A 16,064-nucleotide genomic window follows, 5' to 3' on the forward strand; every position below is an offset into this window, starting at 1 on the left:
GACGCAGGATGATCCGGACCAGTTTCAAACGCTTTCTTCGGAACGAACGCGGTAGCGTGCTGCTGGAATTCCTGCTGTTCTTCCCGTTCCTGATCTGGACGATGATCGCCGTCGTGGTGTTCTGGGACGTGTTTCGCACGATCAATACCGCGCAAAAGGCGGCCTATTCCGTTTCGGACCTGATCTCGCGGCAAGAGGACAACCTGTCGACTTCTTTCGTGGATGGCATGCAGGATGTGTTCGACTATCTGACATTGAACACCGCGCAGAACAGCCGGATGCGGATCACCAGCCTGTATTATGATGCGGACGACGACGAATACCGGCTGATCTTCTCAGTCTCGCCTGGCAACAGACTGACGCCGTACGTCGAGACGGATCTTGAGTCCCTCCGGGACCGGATTCCAATCATGAACGACAACGACTCGGTCGTCGTCGTCGAGACGCTGGTTGACTATATGCCGCCGTTCGACACCGGGCTTTTCAACCTTTCCGATGCCCTGGGATCAAGCGTATTCGACGAGTTTGTGGTGACCCCACCGCGCTTCCGCACGGCGATCTGCCTGCAGGCGGCGGGCTGTCCGGTCGGGATCTGACCGGACCTGATGCCGTGACCCGCAGCGCATCCCCCGGACGGCCGGCGCGGCTGTTTGCAGGTCTTGCCCTTGCGGCCCTGGTGCCGCTGCTGGCTGGATGCGCGCTGCCCTGGACGGCCCCGGACAGCAAGGCCGAGTATCCCCAACTGATTCCGATGGACGAGATTCTGGCCCAGGCCGACGTTGCGGCCAGGGCCCCTGCCCCATGACCTGACCGGACCACGTTGCACCCCGGCCGGCTTCGGGCTAACAGACTTCAGCCTGTTTCGAAGCCCGAGGTTCCCCATGTCTGCCCCTTTGCGTCTTGGTCTGGCCGGTCTGGGAACTGTCGGCATCGGTGTCGTCAAGATCGTGCAGGCCCACGCCGACCTGATCGCCGCCCGCGCCGGTCGCCCGGTGGTGATCACCGCCGTCTCGGCGCGCGACCCGAAAAAGAACCGCGACGCCGACCTGTCCGGCTATGCCTGGGAAACCGATCCGGTTGCCTTGGCCCGCCGGGCCGACATCGACCTGTTCGTCGAGGTAATGGGGGGCCACGAAGGCCCGGCCAAGGATGCGACCGAAGCGGCCCTTGCCGCAGGCAAACATGTTGTGACCGCCAACAAGGCGCTCTTGGCCCACCACGGCCAGGCCCTCGCCGAAGCTGCCGAGGCGGCAAATCTCGCCCTGCGGTTCGAGGCCGCCGTTGCGGGCGGCATCCCGGTGATCAAGGCCCTGACCGAGGGGCTGGCGGGTAACCGCATGAAACGGGTGATGGGCGTGATGAATGGCTCGTGCAACTACATCCTGACCCGGATGCAGTCCGAGAACCTGCCCTATGAGACCGTGTTCGAGGAAGCCCGCCAGCTTGGCTATCTGGAAGCCGACCCCAACCTTGACGTCGGCGGGATCGATGCGGGCCACAAGCTTTCGCTCCTCGCCTCCATCGCCTTTGGCACCAAGGTCGCCTTCGACGCCGTGGAACTGGAAGGCATCGGCAATGTCTCGATCGACGACATCCGCCTTGCGGAGGACATGGGCTATCGCATCAAGCTTCTGGGCGTCGCGCAGATGACCGGCCGGGGCCTTGAACAGCGCATGACCCCCTGCCTTGTCCCCGCCGACAGCCCGCTCGGCCAGCTTCAGGGCGGCACCAACATGGTCGTCCTGGAAGGCGACTCGGTTGGCCAGATCGTCCTGCGCGGCCCCGGCGCCGGGATGGGCCCGACCGCCAGCGCCGTCATGGCCGACGTCATCGACATCGCCCGCGGCTTCCGCCTGCCCACCTTCGGCCAGCCGGCCAGCACGCTTGCCGCCGCCCAACCCGCCAAATCGGCCACCCCGGCCCCTTACTACCTGCGCATGACGCTGCTCGACAAACCCGGCGCCTTGGCCAAGATCGCCACCTGCCTGGGCGATTCCGGCGTCTCGATCGACCAGATGCGCCAGTACGGCCACCAGGGCACCAACGCCCCCGTCCTGATCGTCACCCACAAGGCCGCCCCCGACGACGTCGCCCACGCCATGACCCGCTTCGCCGCGACCGGAGTGCTGGTGGGCGCCCCCGTCGCGATCCGCATCGAGGAAGTCTGACGCCGTTAGCGCCACCACGCTTGCCGCGTTCCCAACCCCCGGCTACACGGGGCAAAATCGCGCCAAGCCCCGGGGGACCCATGTCTGACAAGCTGCAATTCCAGGACCGTCTCCTATCCCTCGGCCTTGGCCGCGTCTCGGAAGCCGCCGCCCTCGCCTCTGCCCGCCTGATCGGCCGCGGCGATGAAAAGGCCGCCGACCAGGCCGCCGTCAACGCCATGCGCGACCAGCTTAACCTTCTGGACATCAAGGGAGTCGTCGTCATCGGCGAGGGTGAGCGCGACGAGGCTCCGATGCTGTATATCGGCGAAGAAGTCGGCACCGGCAACGGGCCGGAGGTCGACATCGCCCTCGACCCGCTGGAAGGCACCACCCTCACCGCCAAGGACATGCCGAACGCGCTGACCGTGATCGCGATGGCCCCGCGCGGCACGCTTCTGCACGCCCCCGACGTCTACATGGAAAAGCTGGCCATCGGCCCCGGCCTGAAACCCGGCACGGTCACCCTCTCCATGACCCCCTCGGAACGCGTCTCGGCCCTTGCCGCCGCCAAGGGTTGCTCGACCGAGGATATCACCGTCTGCATCCTCGACCGCCCCCGGCATGAGGACCTGATCGCCGAGGTCCGCTCCACCGGCGCCGCGATCCGCCTGATCACCGACGGCGACGTCGCCGGCGTCATGCACTGCGCCGAGCCCGAGATCACCGGCATCGACATGTACATGGGCTCTGGCGGCGCACCCGAGGGCGTCCTCGCGGCGGCGGCCCTCAAATGCATGGGCGGCCAGTTCTACGGCAAGCTTCTGTTCCGCAACGAGGACGAGAAAGCCCGCGCCCGCAAGGCCGGCATTACCAACTTCGACCGCGTCTACACCCGCGACGACCTTGTCCGCGCCGACGTAATCTTCGCGGCAACCGGCGTCACCTCCGGCTCGCTTCTCGCCGGTATCAAACGCGATCCGGGTTGGGTGACGCTGGAGACGATCCTGATGCGCTCCAAATCCGGCTCGATCCGCCGGATGACCTACAAGACGCCGGTCAAGTAGGTCGGGATCACCCCGACCGGGCGCAGAACCTCACCCCGGCTGCAGGTCCGCTTCCGCTTTCGCCTTGCCAGCCAGAAACCCGACAAAGGCCCTGACCCGCGCGGCGATCAGCCGATTGTCGGGATAGACCGCGTGCAAGGGCACCGGCCTGCCCTGCCAGCCCTGCAGGATCGGTACCAGCCGCCCTTCGCGCAGGTCATGCCCGATGATGAAAGCCGGCAGTTGCACCACTCCCACCCCCTCCAGCGCAGCCGCCCGCAGCGCCCAGCCGTCCGACAGTTCCAGCCGGGGCGAAATCGGGACATCCACCCGTTCTTCCCCGCGCAGATAGGTCCAGCTTCGCCCCTGCCGCAGGCCCGCGAAATGCAGCAGGTCGTGCGCCGCTAGGTCCATCGGGGCCTCCGGCACCCCGTGCCGCGCCAGGTAATCCGCCCGCGCGCAGGTATATAGCCGCGACTGCCCCAGCGCCCGGGTGATCAGGTTCGGCCCCACCTCCAGCGTGCCCCGAATCGCCAGATCGAACCGGCTTTCGATCAGGTTCCGTGGCGCGTTCGACAGTTCCATCTCGATGGAAATGCCGGGATGCAAGGCCAGAAACTCCGCCACCCAGGGCACCAGGAACCGCATCGCCAGATCGGGCGGTGCCGTCACCCGCAGCCGCCCCTCCGGCGCGGTCTGTTCGGCCCGCGCCGCGCGCTCGGCCTCGGCCATCCTGGCCGGCAGGTCGACCAGTCGCGCGCGATAGGCCGCCCCGGCCGGTGTCAGCCGCACGCTGCGGGTCGACCGGTGCAAAAGCCGCACCCCCAGCCGCGCCTCCAGCTCCGCCACCTGCGCGCTGACCGTGGCCCGCGTCAGCCCCAGCGACGCCGCACCAGCGGTAAAGCTTTCATGCTCGGCCACGGCCAGAAAGGCGGCCAACCCATGCAAGGGATCAACTGTTTTCATCTGTCAAATCATCCAGACAATCCTGCAAGGTCCACGGGATTTATCCGCTGCGGCCTTTTGCCCTATACGCCACCCACCAAAGCGATTTCGCAACGGTTTTTTCATCAGGAGATACAGAATGACCGCCTTTGATCAGGCTGCCTTTTCCCATTCCGGCGCGGGGGTCGAGGCCCTTGCCTTCGGGCGCCACATCATCCGCATTACTGCGGATCAGACCGGCGGGAGCCTTGGCTGCTTCGAGGCCGAGGTTCCCGCAGGCGAAGGCCCTCCGTTCCATATCCATGAAAAGGAAGAGGAATTCTTTCGCGTGCTTGAGGGGCGCTTTGCCTTCTGGTGCAACGGTGCCCGCGTCGATCTGGCCGAGGGCGCGGTAATCTGCGTGCCGCGCGGCGCGATCCATCGCTTCCAGAACATCGGCCAGTCGATGGGCCGGCTTATGGTGGTGATGACCCCCGGCGGGTTCGAGGGGTTCTTCCCCGCCGTGGCCCGCGAAGCTGGTGCGACGCCGGACCGGATTTGCCAGATCGGCGAACAGTTCAACCTGCGCTTCGTCTTCGACGCGGCCCAGGCCGTCTGACCCAAACGGCGCCCGCCCCCTCGGGCGCCCACTTCCAGGAGTCTGACATGACCCGACTTTCCGCCCTCCTCCTCGCCCTCCTGCCCCATGCCGCCCAGGCTCAGAACGCGGCGCGCGGCCAATACCTCGTCGCCATCATGGGTTGCACCGATTGCCACACGCCCGGCCATTTCCTGGGCCAGCCCGACATGGCCCGCTTCCTTGGCGGCTCTGACGTCGGGTTCGAGATTCCCGGCCTTGGCACCTTTCACGGCCCGAACCTGACGCCCGATCAGACCGGCCTGGGCGGCTGGACCGAGGATCAGATCGTGACCGCGATCCGAACCGGCATCCGCCCCGATGGCCGCCAGCTTGCCCCCGCGATGCCCTGGATGGGCTATGCCGCGCTGACTGACCAGGACGCCCTGGCCATTGCGGCCTACCTCAAGACGCTGCCCGCCGTCGCCAACGCCGTCCCCGGCCCCTTCGGCCCCGGCGAGGCGACCGGCGGTTTCGTGATGAAGGTCACAGCCCCCGCGCCGTAGGGTCGCTCCTAGCCCCCCTCCTCGATGACTTCGTCACTCGTCGGTGCGCGCGCCCCGGCGAGGAGAAGACGAAGTCCCACGACGAACCTTCTCCACCCCGCGAGGAGAAGACGAAGTCGCACGACGAGCCGCCGCCCTCGGCCTGCCCAACCAGCACAATCGTGCCTAACGCATTGTAAACGCCCACGCCCAACCCTTTGATTTCAAACCAACGACACATCCTGTCCAGCGTGGACAGCCGGCACCCCCTTGCGCGGGGCGACCCTTTGCGGCACCCCTTGCCCATGAACTCCTTCCTGAACGTCGAGACCTCTCTCACCGGCCGCCGCTGGGTCGGCCCCGACCCCCAGGCCGACCGCCTGGCCGAGGCGATGGTCCAGCAGACCCGCCTGCCCCTCCCCCTCTGCCGGATCCTGGCCGCCCGCGGGATCCTGCCAGAGGCCGCGCCCGCCTACCTGGCCCCGGCCCTGCGCGACCTTCTGCCCGACCCCCTCACCCTGAAGGACATGGCCCCCGCCGCCGACCGGCTGCTGCGGGCCGTGGCGCGGAAAGAGCGGGTCGCGATCTTCGCCGATTACGACGTCGACGGCGGCTCCTCCGCTGCGCTTCTTCTGACCTGGCTGCGCGGGTTTGGCCTGGCCGCGACCCTCTACATCCCCGACCGCATCGACGAAGGCTATGGGCCCAACGTCCCCGCGATGACCCAACTTGCCGCCGCGCATGATCTGATCCTCTGCGTCGACTGCGGCACCCTTTCGCACGAGCCGATCGCGGCGGCCAAAGGGGCAGACGTGGTGATCCTGGACCACCACCTCGCGCTGGAGACCCTGCCCCCCGCGCTGGCCGTGGTGAACCCGAACCGCCAGGACGAAGATGGGGCACTGGCCCATCTTTGCGCGGCCGGCGTGGTGTTCCTGCTCTTGGTAGAGGCGAACCGGCGGCTGAAGGCCCAGGGCCAACAAGGCCCGGACCTCATGGCCCTTCTCGACCTTGTCGCGCTGGCCACCGTGGCTGACGTGGCCCCCCTGACCGGCGTCAACCGGGCCTTCGTCCGTCAGGGTCTGAAGGTCATGGCCCGCCGCGACCGCCCCGGCCTGCGCGCGCTGGCCGATGTGGCGCGGATGGACCAGGCCCCGACTTGTCATGCCCTGGGGTTCCTTCTTGGCCCTCGGGTCAATGCCGGCGGGCGGATCGGCCAGGCCGACCTGGGCGCGCGCCTGCTGGCCACGGCGGACGAGATGGAAGCGACTCGCCTGGCTGCGATCCTCGACCAACTCAACACCGACCGCCGCACCATCACCGAGGCCGTCCGGACCGAGGCCATGGCCCAGGCCGAGGCCCGGGGGCTGGACGGCCCGCTGGTCTGGGCCGCAGCCGAGGGTTGGCATCCGGGCGTCGTCGGCATCGTCGCGGCCCGTCTGAAAGAGGCTGCGAACCGCCCCTCGGTCGTGATCGGCTTCGAGGGTGAGATCGGCAAGGGCTCGGCCCGCTCGGTGCCGGGGGTGGACCTTGGCGCCGCGATCCAGCGCCTGGCGGCCGAGGGCATGATCCAGAAGGGTGGCGGGCACAAGATGGCCGCCGGCCTGACCCTGACCCGCAGCCAACTGGAGCCCGCCATGGGCCGGCTGGGTGAAGTGCTGGCCCGACAGGGTGCCGGCGCGGGCGGGCCGCAGGACCTGCGGATCGACAGCCTGCTGACCCCGACGGCCGCCACCGTCGCGCTGGTGGAAGAGATCGAAAATGCCGGGCCCTTCGGCGCCGCCGCCCCCGCCCCGCGCTTTGCTTTCGCCAATGTCGCGGTCAGCGCCCGCCGGATCGGGGACAGCCACCTGAAGCTGTCGATCAGCGACGGCACTGGCCCGGCCCTGGACGCAATTGCCTTCGGTGCTTTCGACGGCCCCCTCGGCCCCGCGCTGGAGACCCCCAGCCACCGGCGCTTTCACCTGGCGGGCAAGCTGGAGTTGAACCAGTGGAATGGCCGCACGCGGGTGCAACTGCGACTGGACGACGCCGCCCCGGCATGAGGTGCATTTTTCCTCTTGCAGAACGCGGGCGCAGATTCTAGACACCGCGCACCGACAGCGCGGCCCGTTCGTCTATCGGTTAGGACACCTGGTTTTCAACCAGGTAAGAGGGGTTCGACTCCCCTACGGGCTGCCACTTCACCACTTCACCACTTTGTCAGATAGCTTTCCAGCACCGCCCCCGGTGCGATGCTTGATTGTTTCAGCCTTATCAATATTCTGCCAAAAACCATCATGTGGGTGCCACAGTGAATATCCTTCCGCGTCTTGCCGCTGCCCTTCTGATCTCGACCCTGCCGCTGGCTGCCCAGGCGGCAAGCTGCAGCGATACCGGCGGCCAATACAACGACTGGAAGTCGGAAATGGCGGCCGAGGCCAAGGCCGAAGGCGTCGGCAAGCGCGGGATCGACGCGCTGATGGCGACCTCGTATTCCAAGGCCACGATCGGGGCCGACCGCAACCAGAAAAGCTTCAAGTACAGCCTGGAGAAGTTTCTGCAGGTGCGCGGCGCGGATACGATCGTGCAGCAGGGTCGCAGCCGCAAGGCGAAGAACGCTGGGTTCTACGACAGCCTGGAAGCGGCTTATGGCATCCCGGCCGGCGTGCTGATCGCGATCCACGGAATGGAGACCGGATTCGGTGGTTTCATGGGCGACACCAATGTCGTCGCCGCCATCGCCACGCTGACCTATGACTGCCGCCGCTCTGACTTCTTCCGCCCGCACCTGATCGGCGCGTTGAAGATGGTGGACAAGGGCATGATCTCGGCCAAGACGGTGGGCGCCAAGCATGGCGAGCTGGGGCATACCCAGTTCCTGCCCGGCAATGCCTATACCTATGGCGTGGACGGCAACGGCGACGGGGTGGTCGACCTTTACAACCAGGCCGACGCGCTGGCGACCACGGCCAACTACCTGAAGAAGAAGGGGTGGAAGCCCGGCAAGGGCTATCAGGAAGGCGAGCCGAACTTTGCCGTGATCAAGGAATGGAACGCGGCCAAGGTCTATCAGCAGGCCATCGCGATCATGGCAGCAAAGATCGACAGCTGACCCCTTGCGCCCGGCCGCGTGGCCGGGTAGGAACCGCGCCAGTGGCCCGTTCGTCTATCGGTTAGGACACCTGGTTTTCAACCAGGTAAGAGGGGTTCGACTCCCCTACGGGCTGCCACCATCTCTCCAAGATTGCCAAGGTCCAGACAGGTGGGGATTCTGCGCCCAGACTGTTGGTGGATCGTCATGCCGCAGGCATGCGTCGGGGTTGGCGACCTTTGCTGATTTCTCGGAGTGCGCCGCTGACCGCGCATTCAAGTCCTCTGCCAGCTGGAAACCATTTTGTCCCTGCCGTGCCAGCACTTGCTGCCGTAGAAAGGTTACAGCCTGAAAACGGCCATGTGACTGGCGTTTCAAGGCCATATCGTTTTGATGGGCGCGATCTTTGAACTGGAGCTCCCGATGCTGCGCCCCCTTGCCGCCCTGCTGCTGCTGACCACCACTGCGACCGCCGACACCGCCGATGGCGAGGCGCTGAAGGGCATGACCTGGGACCAGATCGTGACGGAAGCGCGCGGCGGTACGGTCAACTGGTTCATGTGGGGCGGCGCGGACAACATCAACAGCTATGTCTCGGACTATGTCGCGGGTCAGCTGAAAGCCGAATACGACATTACCCTGAATCGCGTGCCGATCACCGACGCGGCCGAGATCGTGAACCTGATCCTGTCCGAGAAAGAGGCCGGCATCACTGATGCGGGGACCGTCGACCTTATCTGGATCAACGGCGAGAACTTCCGCTCGATGAAGGCGGCCGACCTTGCCTTCTGTGGCTATACCACGCTTTTGCCGAACGACGCGCTGGTGAACTGGGACAACCCGGCCATCGCCAATGACTTCGGCGTCCCGGTCGATGGATGCGAGGTGCCCTGGAACACCGTCCAGTTTGCCTTTGCCCATGACAGTGCCGCCGTGGCCGAACCGCCGCGCGACATGGCCGGGCTGATCGACTGGATCAAGGCCAACCCCGGCCGCTTCACCTATCCCGCGCCGCCGGATTTCACCGGCTCGGTCTTTGTGCGGCATGTGTTCTACCACGCGGCGGGCGGGCCGGACGCCCTGCTTGGCCCCTTCGACCAGGCCAGGTTCGACGAGGTATCTGCCAAGACCTGGGCAATCCTGAACGAGCTGGAGCCGTTCCTGTGGCGCGAGGGCGCGACCTATCCGACCACCGTCACCCAGCTGAATGAGCTTTTTGCCAACGGCGAGGTGGCCTTCAGCTTCAACTATGACCCCGCCCAGTTCGGCCTGGCGGTGCAGGACGGGCTTTGGCCGGAAACGGTGCGCTCTTACGGGTTGGCGGACGGGACCATCGGCAACACGAACTACACGCTGATCCCGTTCAACTCGCCCAACAAGGCGGCAGCGATGGTGGTGCAAAATCTGCTGCTGTCGGGCGAGGCGCAGCTTGAGAAGGCCAAGACCGAGGTCTGGGGCGCCGCCCCGGCCGTCGAGATAGGCCGCACGTCGGCCGAAGTGCAGGCCGGCTTTGCCGCCATCACTGGCCACCCCTCGGTCGTCAAGGCGGAAGACCTTGCCAAGGCCGCGCTGCCGGAACTTCAGGCCGACTGGCTGACCGCGATCGAGGACGGCTGGCGGGCAAACGTCGGGAACTGAGCCTTGCGCAGGCCCGGCTGGCGCGGCACCCTTGGGGCAATCGCAAGGGACATGACGTGACCGACCGGACCCGCATCCTGCTGCTTCTCGGCCCGGCGCTGTTGCTGGTAGGCGGCATGGTGCTGTCTGCCCTCGGGTTGGCGCTTCTGCGGTCATTGCATCTTTTCCCACAGCTTGCGCCGGACCTGTCGGCCTATGTCGCGGTCCTTGGCTCACCGGGGTTTCTGGCCGCGCTGGCGCTGTCGACCTGGATCGCGACCGTCTCGACCGCGCTGGCGGCGGGTCTGGCGCTGGCGATTGCGCTTTTGTTGCGGCGCGGGTTTCCGGGGCTCAAAGTGGTGTCGGTTCTGGTGCAGCTGAACCTGACCGTGCCGCATGTCGTGGGCGCGGTCGGCATCCTTTACCTTGTCTCGCAATCGGGCGCCTTTGCGCGGCTGGCCCATGCGGCGGGCCTGATCGCACGGCCTTCCGAGTTTCCGGTCCTGACCCAAGACCCCTATGCCATCGGCATCATCCTGACCTATGTCTGGAAGGAGGTGCCCTTCATCACCCTGATCCTGCTGGCAAAACTGCAGACCCTTGGCGACGGGGCCGAGCAGGTGGCCCGCAGCCTGGGTGCCACTGGCTGGCAGTCCTTCCGCCTGGTCCTGCTGCCGCAACTGCTGCCGGCCCTGGCCGCCGCCTCGGCCCTGGTCTTTGCTTTTGCCTTCGGCGCCTATGAAATCCCGCTGATCCTGGGCGCCCATGCACCCGAGGCGCTGCCGGTCCGCGCCTGGCGCAGCTTTACCGACGTGGACCTTTCCGCCCGGCCCGAGGCTTTTGCGATCTCGGTCCTGGTGGCGGCCCTGGGTGCGGGCCTCTTGTGGCTTTACGCCCGCCTGATCCTGCCAAATCGAGACCGCGATGCGGGCTGAGACCTTGCGGCTGCTGGCCGGTCTGGTGGTGGCGCTGGCCCTGGTCCTGCCACTGGTGCCGCTGGCCATCTGGTCGGTGGCGCATGGCTGGCGCTTTCCCGATCTGCTGCCGCAGGCGTGGTCGGGCAAGGCCTGGGCGCTGGCGCTTTCGCAGCGGGGGGGCGTGCTGGAAAGCTTCGGCCTGACGCTGGGCATCGCACTGGCCACCACGGCGCTGGCGGCGCTGGTCGGGGTGCCTGCGGGCCGCGCGCTGGGACTGTACCAGTTCCGCGGCAAGCGGGCGGTGCTGCTCTTGCTCCTTGCCCCAGCCATCCTGCCGGGGATCGCGCTGGTCCTGGGGCTGCACGACCTGTTCCTGCGGCTGGGGCTGGTGGGAAGCGCCGGGGGCGTGATCCTGGCGCATCTGGTGCCGGTCCTGCCCTACATGACACTGGTGATGGCGGCTGTATTCACCGGCTTTGACACCAGGATCGAGGCGCAGGCCCGCAGTCTGGGCGCGGGGCCCTGGCGGACCTTCCTGACCGTGACCCTGCCCGTGATCCTGCCGGGCCTCTTGACCGGGGCGCTATTCGCCTTCCTTGTGTCGTGGTCGCAATACCTGCTGACGCTGGCCATCGGCGGCGGGCGGGTGCAGACGCTGCCCCTGGTCCTGTACAGCTACGCCGCCGCGGGGCGGAACGATGTCGCGGGTGCCATCGCGTTGATCTACCTGCTGCCGGGTGTTGTCATCCTGCTGTTCACCGCCCGCCGCATCACCGGGCACAGCGTCGGATTGGAGTTGCGGCCATGAGGCTGGAGGTTCAGGGCCTGCGCCTCGCCTATCTTGGCGCCGGGCTGGCAACGATCCGCGACCTGGACCTGGTGGTCGAGGCTGGCAGCCTGACCGCGCTCCTTGGCCCCTCGGGCAGTGGAAAAACCACGGTGATGAAGCTGATCGCGGGCCATCTGGCCCCCGATGCGGGCGAGATCCGGCTGGGCGGGCGTTCGCTTCTGGGCCTGCCTCCCGAACGTCGGCGGGTGGCGATGGTGTTCCAGGACCCCCTGCTGTTCCCGCATCTGACGCTGGCCGGGAACGTGGGCTTCGGGTTGAAGCTGCGCGGCCTGCCCCCGGCTGAGGTCGCGGCCGAGGTCGAGACGATGCTGGACCGGGTGCAGCTTGCGGGCCTGGGCGCGCGCCGCCCGCACCAGCTTTCGGGCGGTCAGCAGCAGCGCGCGGCCCTGGCCCGCGCTTTGGTCTTGCGGCCGGACCTTCTCCTCCTGGACGAGCCACTGGCCAGCCTTGACGCGGGCCTGCGCGACGAGATGCGCAGCTTGATCCGCCGCCTGCAGGCCGAGACCGGAGTAACCACGCTGATCGTGACGCACGACCAGTCCGAGGCCGTCGTCATGGCCGACCGGGTCGCGCTGTTGCTGGAGGGTCGGTTGGCGCAGGTGGCCGGTCCCGCCGAAATCATCCGCCGCCCCGCCACCGAGGCCGTGGCGCGCTTCTTTGGCGGGGTCAATTTCCTTGACGGACAGGTGACGGGCGGAACCTTCACCTGCGCCTTGGGGTCGCTGCCGCTGGCCACTCCCGGTCCGAAGGGCCCGGCCCGGGTCACGATCCGCCCCGAGGCGCTGCGCCTGGGGCGCGGCGAGTTGCGGGGGCGTGTCACCGGGGTCACCTTCCTGGGCACGCAATACCGGGTCGAGCTTTCGGTGGCGGGGCAACCGCTGATGGCCCTGGTCCAGGCCTTCGGGTCAGAGGGACCAGCGGTGGGCGCCGATGTGGCGCTGGACTTGCCGGCCGAGGCGTTGTGGCGGCTACCCGGCTAGGGTGCGCCCGGCGCCCTGGCCACCAGCAGCACCGCCCGGCCCCGCCCGGCATCCTTGGCGGCATAAAGCGCCCGGTCGGCCAGGGCCATCAACTTCACAGGATCGTCGGTTTGCGCGTCCGGTGAGCGGATGATGCCGATGCTTGCCGAAACGCGGGCCTGTTCATCGCCAAAGGCCATCGGCTGGTTGATCCGCTGGATGATCCGGTCGGCGATCCCTTGCAGCACATGGGGGTCGATCCGGCTGGTCAGCAGCACCAGAAACTCATCCCCACCAACCCGGGCGGCGCAGTCTTCGGCCCGCAACTCTTCGCGCAGGATGCGTCCGACCTGCTCCAGCACGAAGTCGCCCGCGGGATGGCCCAGCGTGTCGTTGACGGATTTGAAGAAATCCAGGTCCATATGCAGCACGCCGAAGGGCTTTTGCGTCAGGCACAGCCGCTCCAGCACCAGGTCCGCCGCGCGGCGGTTGCGCAGGCCGGTCAAGGGATCGGTCAGCGCCTCTTCTTCGGCCGCCATGCGCGCACCTTCCAGCCGCAGGTTCAGCCCCCGCAACTCGCGCGTCACGGCCGAGTTCGCCTCGGCCAGATACAGCAGTTCCATCGCGAGGTCGGTCGCGACGAAATCGCCATCGGTCAGGCCCAGGTCGCGGACGGCAGCGATCAGGTCGATGCCAAAGCTGAAGTTCAGCAGCATCTGCCCATCCGGCAACCGCTGGCCCAGACCCCGCAGGCCGGCCCGCACACCATTGCGCGCGATCAGGCGGAACCGGTGCCCTGCACGGGCCAGCACCTCATCTGCGGTGACCGCGCCACCGGGCGAGCGGACCTCGAACAGATCCTCGAACCGGGCGTTCATCAGAGGGGTGCCCGAAAGCATCCGGGCCAGCGTCGGCCCGGCGCTTTGCACCCGCCCCCCGGCATCCAGAAGCAGGTGCATCGGCATGAAGCGCGCCAGCACGCTGCTGTCGAGGGCAACCAACGGACCTTGCAGGGCAAGCACCACCGTCACTCCTCCGGCCGGGCAAGGTCGAACGGACGCGCGGCAGCGTGATCCTGGTCCAGGACGCGGATCGAGATCCGGTCATCGCCGGCAGGTTCGATCAGGCACAGCGTACCGAAATCATCAGCCATGGCTGTCAGCATCCCGCTCATCACCCGCAATGTGCCTTTCAGATGCGAGCGGCATTCCAGCACGAACCGGTCGGCGGCGCGTTCGGTCAAGTGGATTTCGGGCAGGTCGAGGTCCGGCATCGCCAGACGCGCCCGGCCCGGCAATTCCTCAAGCGAGTGCAGGAAATCGGCAAAACCCACGCCGCCGAACCGCAGCAGGCGCCGAACACCTTCATGGCCAGGACTGGTGACCAGGTAGGTACCCATATCCTCCCATATGGTGTCGGCCGGTCTGCCAAGCACAGCGGCCGCATGGGCCGCAACATCATCGGCAAGGCCGGGGGGATAGCGCAGCATGGGTTCAAAAGTCTCGACCGGCAGGGCGGCGCGGCGGCAGACGGATTGCCAGACAGGTGCGCCGAAGGTCTCGCGCACATAGCCTTGCAGAAAACGCAGCATCAGCGCGTCCATGAACGATCCTTCGGCACCTTTGACTATGACCTTAGCGGGCATCGGTTAACAAACGGCTTTCATCGCTCAGGGCACCATCAGGAGGCCGCCCTCGCCGGTGCCAAGCTGGTTGACCAGCGCGGGCGTCAGCGGCAGCGGGGCGGCCTGGGCCGCGCGCAGCAGTTCACTTGCGGTCGTGGCGGGCAAAAAGCCCAGATCGGGCTGCGTCACCGCGCGCTGAGCCAGACGACCATCGGCGTCCAGATACAGCCCCAGCACCTCGGCCCAATCCGGTCGATGCTCCAGAAACAGCATGGCTTCTTCCCCCGGAACTGCGGGCAGAAGATCGGCCACCACCAGCACGCAGGCGGGCTGGCCGGTTTCCAGGGTGCGGCTGCAAACCTCGATCCAGCTGCGCAGCTGATAGCCTTCGGCGGCGGCCAGCAGCATGTCGCGGGTACCGGTGGCGGTGGGCGGCTGCAGCGGAATAAGCGCGGCAAGGGCGGCCTGATCAGCAGCGCGCTGGTCCTCGGTCGGTGCATCGGTGCCGGCCAGAAGCGCAGCCAGAGCTTCGTGCCCGGGCTGAGACGCAAGCTCGGTCAGGCGGGCAACGGCCGCCTCGCCCGGCCGGCCCCAGCGGCCGATGGTCCAAAGATCAAGCTCTGCCACCGGCGTGCGGCCCGCCTCGTATCGGGCCAACTGGTCGCGGGCCGAGATCGCCTCGGCATTGAAGAGCGGCGTCAGCCACAGCGCCGCCGCCACGATCACCACCAGCGCCATCGCCAGGTTGCCGCGCCGAATGCGCGCCATCCAGCTGGCCCCGCGCAGAACCGAGACGGCATAGGTCAGCCCGTAGCCCAGACCGATCAGGGCGACCACCGACAGGAACAACCGCTCGGGCGTCCAACCGCGCTGGTCCACCCGCAGCCACAGCGCCCACAGCGCCAGGGCGGCCAGGATTGGCAGGATCAGCGCCATGGCCTGCGTCGCGCGCAAAAGCAGCGGGCCATCGACAGCATCGGCATCGCTGCGGTCGACGGCGACCGAGACCAGCGCGATGCCCGCGCCGACCATGGTCAAGAGCAGCAGCGCCGGCGATACGCCGGTGACCAGCCCCTGCAGCCCACGAAACGGCAGGGCGGCCAGAAAGACCAGCGTCACCGCCAGCACCACCGGCAGAAGCAGACGCAAGAATCGCAGGATCAATTGCGGCGCGACTGGACCGGCCAACTCCCAGACGACAGCGGTGCCAAGGCCAAGGGCCGCGCCGGTCAGCACATAGCCGGCCAAGCCATGGTCCAGCAGCTGCGCGATCACATCCAGACCGACGATCTGCAAGACCGCGTCGGACAAGAGCACCACAAGCCAGACCAACCCGGTAAAGGCCAGGGCCGCGACAAGGCGCACCAGGATCGACCAGGCCTCCTGAAACAGGGCAGGATAATCGCGCCAGCCGGGCTGCGCTGCCGCGATCAGGAAGGGAACCGGCAGGGTTGCCAGGACGATGACCGCAAGGCCGGGCATCGGGGTGACCAGAAACTCGCCGACAAGTGCATAGCGCAAGAGCGAAAGGCCGGTCAGCCCCCCCACGACCACGCCCAGAGCCGCGCCGCGCGGGGCTGCGCGGGCCAGGCCGATCGGGCCGGCCATCGCCAGCGTTGCCGCAAAGCCCACGGCCACAAGCACCGACAGCGCAAGGGCCGGGCGTTCGTCCATAAGACCGCGCGACGTCGCCTCGACCAACGCCCAGGCCAGGACACCACCAAGCGCCCCGACCAGCGTCAGGGTCCACCGGGCCTGCAATGCACCCGTCATACCATTCCCTCG

At 67.3% G+C, this 16,064-nt stretch carries 16 protein-coding genes and 2 tRNA genes; 14 read left to right on the forward strand and 4 right to left on the reverse strand.

Going from position 1 to position 16,064, the window contains the following annotated elements; all coding sequences use genetic code 11:
• The first annotated feature begins 8 nt into the window (after positions 1-8).
• The 4 genes from CXR42_RS07055 (at position 9) to glpX (ending at position 3,214) form a co-directional block, all read left to right on the forward strand.
• Positions 9-596 (forward strand): hypothetical protein, encoded by a 588-nt coding sequence (locus tag CXR42_RS07055; RefSeq protein ID WP_103256716.1) that lies wholly within the window; start codon positions 9-11, stop codon positions 594-596.
• Between the two features lie 14 nt (positions 597-610).
• The gene (locus CXR42_RS07060; protein WP_103256717.1) at positions 611-805 is read left to right on the forward strand and encodes a hypothetical protein; all 195 of its coding nucleotides are present in this window, start codon (positions 611-613) and stop codon (positions 803-805) included.
• A gap of 76 nt (positions 806-881) precedes the next feature.
• Positions 882-2,168: a homoserine dehydrogenase gene (locus CXR42_RS07065; protein WP_103256718.1), complete on the forward strand. Its 1,287-nt coding sequence runs from the start codon at positions 882-884 to the stop codon at positions 2,166-2,168.
• Positions 2,169-2,248: 80 nt separating this feature from the next.
• Positions 2,249-3,214 carry a class II fructose-bisphosphatase gene (glpX, locus tag CXR42_RS07070; protein WP_103256719.1) on the forward strand — a complete coding sequence of 322 codons (966 nt, stop codon included), beginning with the start codon at positions 2,249-2,251 and terminating at the stop codon, positions 3,212-3,214.
• Positions 3,215-3,244: 30 nt separating this feature from the next.
• Here the strand turns inward: glpX and CXR42_RS07075 are convergent, their stop codons facing one another.
• Positions 3,245-4,159, reverse strand: coding sequence for a LysR family transcriptional regulator (locus CXR42_RS07075; RefSeq protein ID WP_103256720.1), 915 nt, complete (start codon positions 4,157-4,159; stop codon positions 3,245-3,247).
• A 118-nt stretch (positions 4,160-4,277) separates the two neighbouring features.
• Here CXR42_RS07075 and CXR42_RS07080 point away from each other — a divergent pair, with 118 nt between their 5' ends.
• From CXR42_RS07080 to CXR42_RS07125, 10 genes are all read left to right on the forward strand, one after another.
• The gene (locus tag CXR42_RS07080; RefSeq protein ID WP_103256721.1) at positions 4,278-4,736 is read left to right on the forward strand and encodes a cupin domain-containing protein; all 459 of its coding nucleotides are present in this window, start codon (positions 4,278-4,280) and stop codon (positions 4,734-4,736) included.
• A gap of 47 nt (positions 4,737-4,783) precedes the next feature.
• Entirely contained in the window at positions 4,784-5,260 is a 477-nt protein-coding gene (locus tag CXR42_RS07085) for a c-type cytochrome (RefSeq protein ID WP_103256722.1), read from the forward strand.
• A gap of 284 nt (positions 5,261-5,544) precedes the next feature.
• A complete protein-coding gene (recJ, locus tag CXR42_RS07090; RefSeq protein ID WP_103256723.1) occupies positions 5,545-7,284 on the forward strand; it encodes a single-stranded-DNA-specific exonuclease RecJ in 1,740 nt (579 codons plus the stop codon).
• Positions 7,285-7,345: 61 nt separating this feature from the next.
• Positions 7,346-7,420 (forward strand) — tRNA-Glu (locus CXR42_RS07095).
• A gap of 118 nt (positions 7,421-7,538) precedes the next feature.
• The gene (locus CXR42_RS07100; RefSeq protein ID WP_281256724.1) at positions 7,539-8,333 is read left to right on the forward strand and encodes a lytic murein transglycosylase; all 795 of its coding nucleotides are present in this window, start codon (positions 7,539-7,541) and stop codon (positions 8,331-8,333) included.
• A gap of 43 nt (positions 8,334-8,376) precedes the next feature.
• Positions 8,377-8,451 (forward strand) — tRNA-Glu (locus CXR42_RS07105).
• 284 nt (positions 8,452-8,735) lie between these two features.
• Complete coding sequence (locus tag CXR42_RS07110) at positions 8,736-9,950, forward strand: ABC transporter substrate-binding protein (RefSeq protein WP_103257081.1); 1,215 nt, start codon at positions 8,736-8,738, stop codon at positions 9,948-9,950.
• A 56-nt stretch (positions 9,951-10,006) separates the two neighbouring features.
• Positions 10,007-10,864: an ABC transporter permease subunit gene (locus CXR42_RS07115; protein WP_245875357.1), complete on the forward strand. Its 858-nt coding sequence runs from the start codon at positions 10,007-10,009 to the stop codon at positions 10,862-10,864.
• On the forward strand, positions 10,854-11,654 hold the full coding sequence (locus CXR42_RS07120; protein ID WP_103256724.1) for an ABC transporter permease: 801 nt from the start codon (positions 10,854-10,856) through the stop codon (positions 11,652-11,654). Before CXR42_RS07115 ends, CXR42_RS07120 begins: the two co-directional genes overlap by 11 nt.
• Positions 11,651-12,676 carry an ABC transporter ATP-binding protein gene (locus CXR42_RS07125; RefSeq protein WP_103256725.1) on the forward strand — a complete coding sequence of 342 codons (1,026 nt, stop codon included), beginning with the start codon at positions 11,651-11,653 and terminating at the stop codon, positions 12,674-12,676. The genes CXR42_RS07120 and CXR42_RS07125 overlap by 4 nt, the downstream gene beginning before the upstream one ends.
• Here CXR42_RS07125 and CXR42_RS07130 read toward each other — a convergent pair.
• The 3 genes from CXR42_RS07130 to CXR42_RS07140 form a co-directional block, all read right to left on the reverse strand.
• On the reverse strand, positions 12,673-13,680 hold the full coding sequence (locus CXR42_RS07130; RefSeq protein WP_245875358.1) for a GGDEF domain-containing protein: 1,008 nt from the start codon (positions 13,678-13,680) through the stop codon (positions 12,673-12,675). The genes CXR42_RS07125 and CXR42_RS07130 overlap by 4 nt on opposite strands.
• Positions 13,681-13,682: 2 nt before the next feature.
• Positions 13,683-14,258, reverse strand: coding sequence for a heme NO-binding domain-containing protein (locus CXR42_RS07135; RefSeq protein WP_180995982.1), 576 nt, complete (start codon positions 14,256-14,258; stop codon positions 13,683-13,685).
• Positions 14,259-14,324: 66 nt separating this feature from the next.
• Positions 14,325-16,052, reverse strand: a complete 1,728-nt coding sequence (locus CXR42_RS07140; RefSeq protein WP_180995983.1) for a DUF4153 domain-containing protein — start codon at positions 16,050-16,052, stop codon at positions 14,325-14,327.
• Positions 16,053-16,064 lie beyond the last annotated feature (12 nt).

This window comes from Tabrizicola aquatica (assembly GCF_002900975.1).
Classification (GTDB): domain Bacteria; phylum Pseudomonadota; class Alphaproteobacteria; order Rhodobacterales; family Rhodobacteraceae; genus Tabrizicola; species Tabrizicola aquatica.

Excerpts from the sequence above, each read along its gene's own strand:
- CXR42_RS07110 (WP_103257081.1), top strand. The coding sequence starts at position 8,736 with ATGCTGCGCCCCCTTGCCGCCCTGCTGCTGCTGACCACCACTGCGACC.
- CXR42_RS07065 (WP_103256718.1), top strand. The coding sequence starts at position 882 with ATGTCTGCCCCTTTGCGTCTTGGTCTGGCCGGTCTGGGAACTGTCGGC.
- CXR42_RS07055 (WP_103256716.1), top strand. The coding sequence starts at position 9 with ATGATCCGGACCAGTTTCAAACGCTTTCTTCGGAACGAACGCGGTAGC.
- glpX (WP_103256719.1), top strand. The coding sequence starts at position 2,249 with ATGTCTGACAAGCTGCAATTCCAGGACCGTCTCCTATCCCTCGGCCTT.
- CXR42_RS07085 (WP_103256722.1), top strand. The coding sequence starts at position 4,784 with ATGACCCGACTTTCCGCCCTCCTCCTCGCCCTCCTGCCCCATGCCGCC.
- CXR42_RS07125 (WP_103256725.1), top strand. The coding sequence starts at position 11,651 with ATGAGGCTGGAGGTTCAGGGCCTGCGCCTCGCCTATCTTGGCGCCGGG.
- CXR42_RS07080 (WP_103256721.1), top strand. The coding sequence starts at position 4,278 with ATGACCGCCTTTGATCAGGCTGCCTTTTCCCATTCCGGCGCGGGGGTC.
- CXR42_RS07120 (WP_103256724.1), top strand. The coding sequence starts at position 10,854 with ATGCGGGCTGAGACCTTGCGGCTGCTGGCCGGTCTGGTGGTGGCGCTG.
- CXR42_RS07135 (WP_180995982.1), bottom strand. The coding sequence starts at position 14,258 with ATGGACGCGCTGATGCTGCGTTTTCTGCAAGGCTATGTGCGCGAGACC.
- CXR42_RS07075 (WP_103256720.1), bottom strand. The coding sequence starts at position 4,159 with ATGAAAACAGTTGATCCCTTGCATGGGTTGGCCGCCTTTCTGGCCGTG.
- CXR42_RS07140 (WP_180995983.1), bottom strand. The coding sequence starts at position 16,052 with ATGACGGGTGCATTGCAGGCCCGGTGGACCCTGACGCTGGTCGGGGCG.
- recJ (WP_103256723.1), top strand. The coding sequence starts at position 5,545 with ATGAACTCCTTCCTGAACGTCGAGACCTCTCTCACCGGCCGCCGCTGG.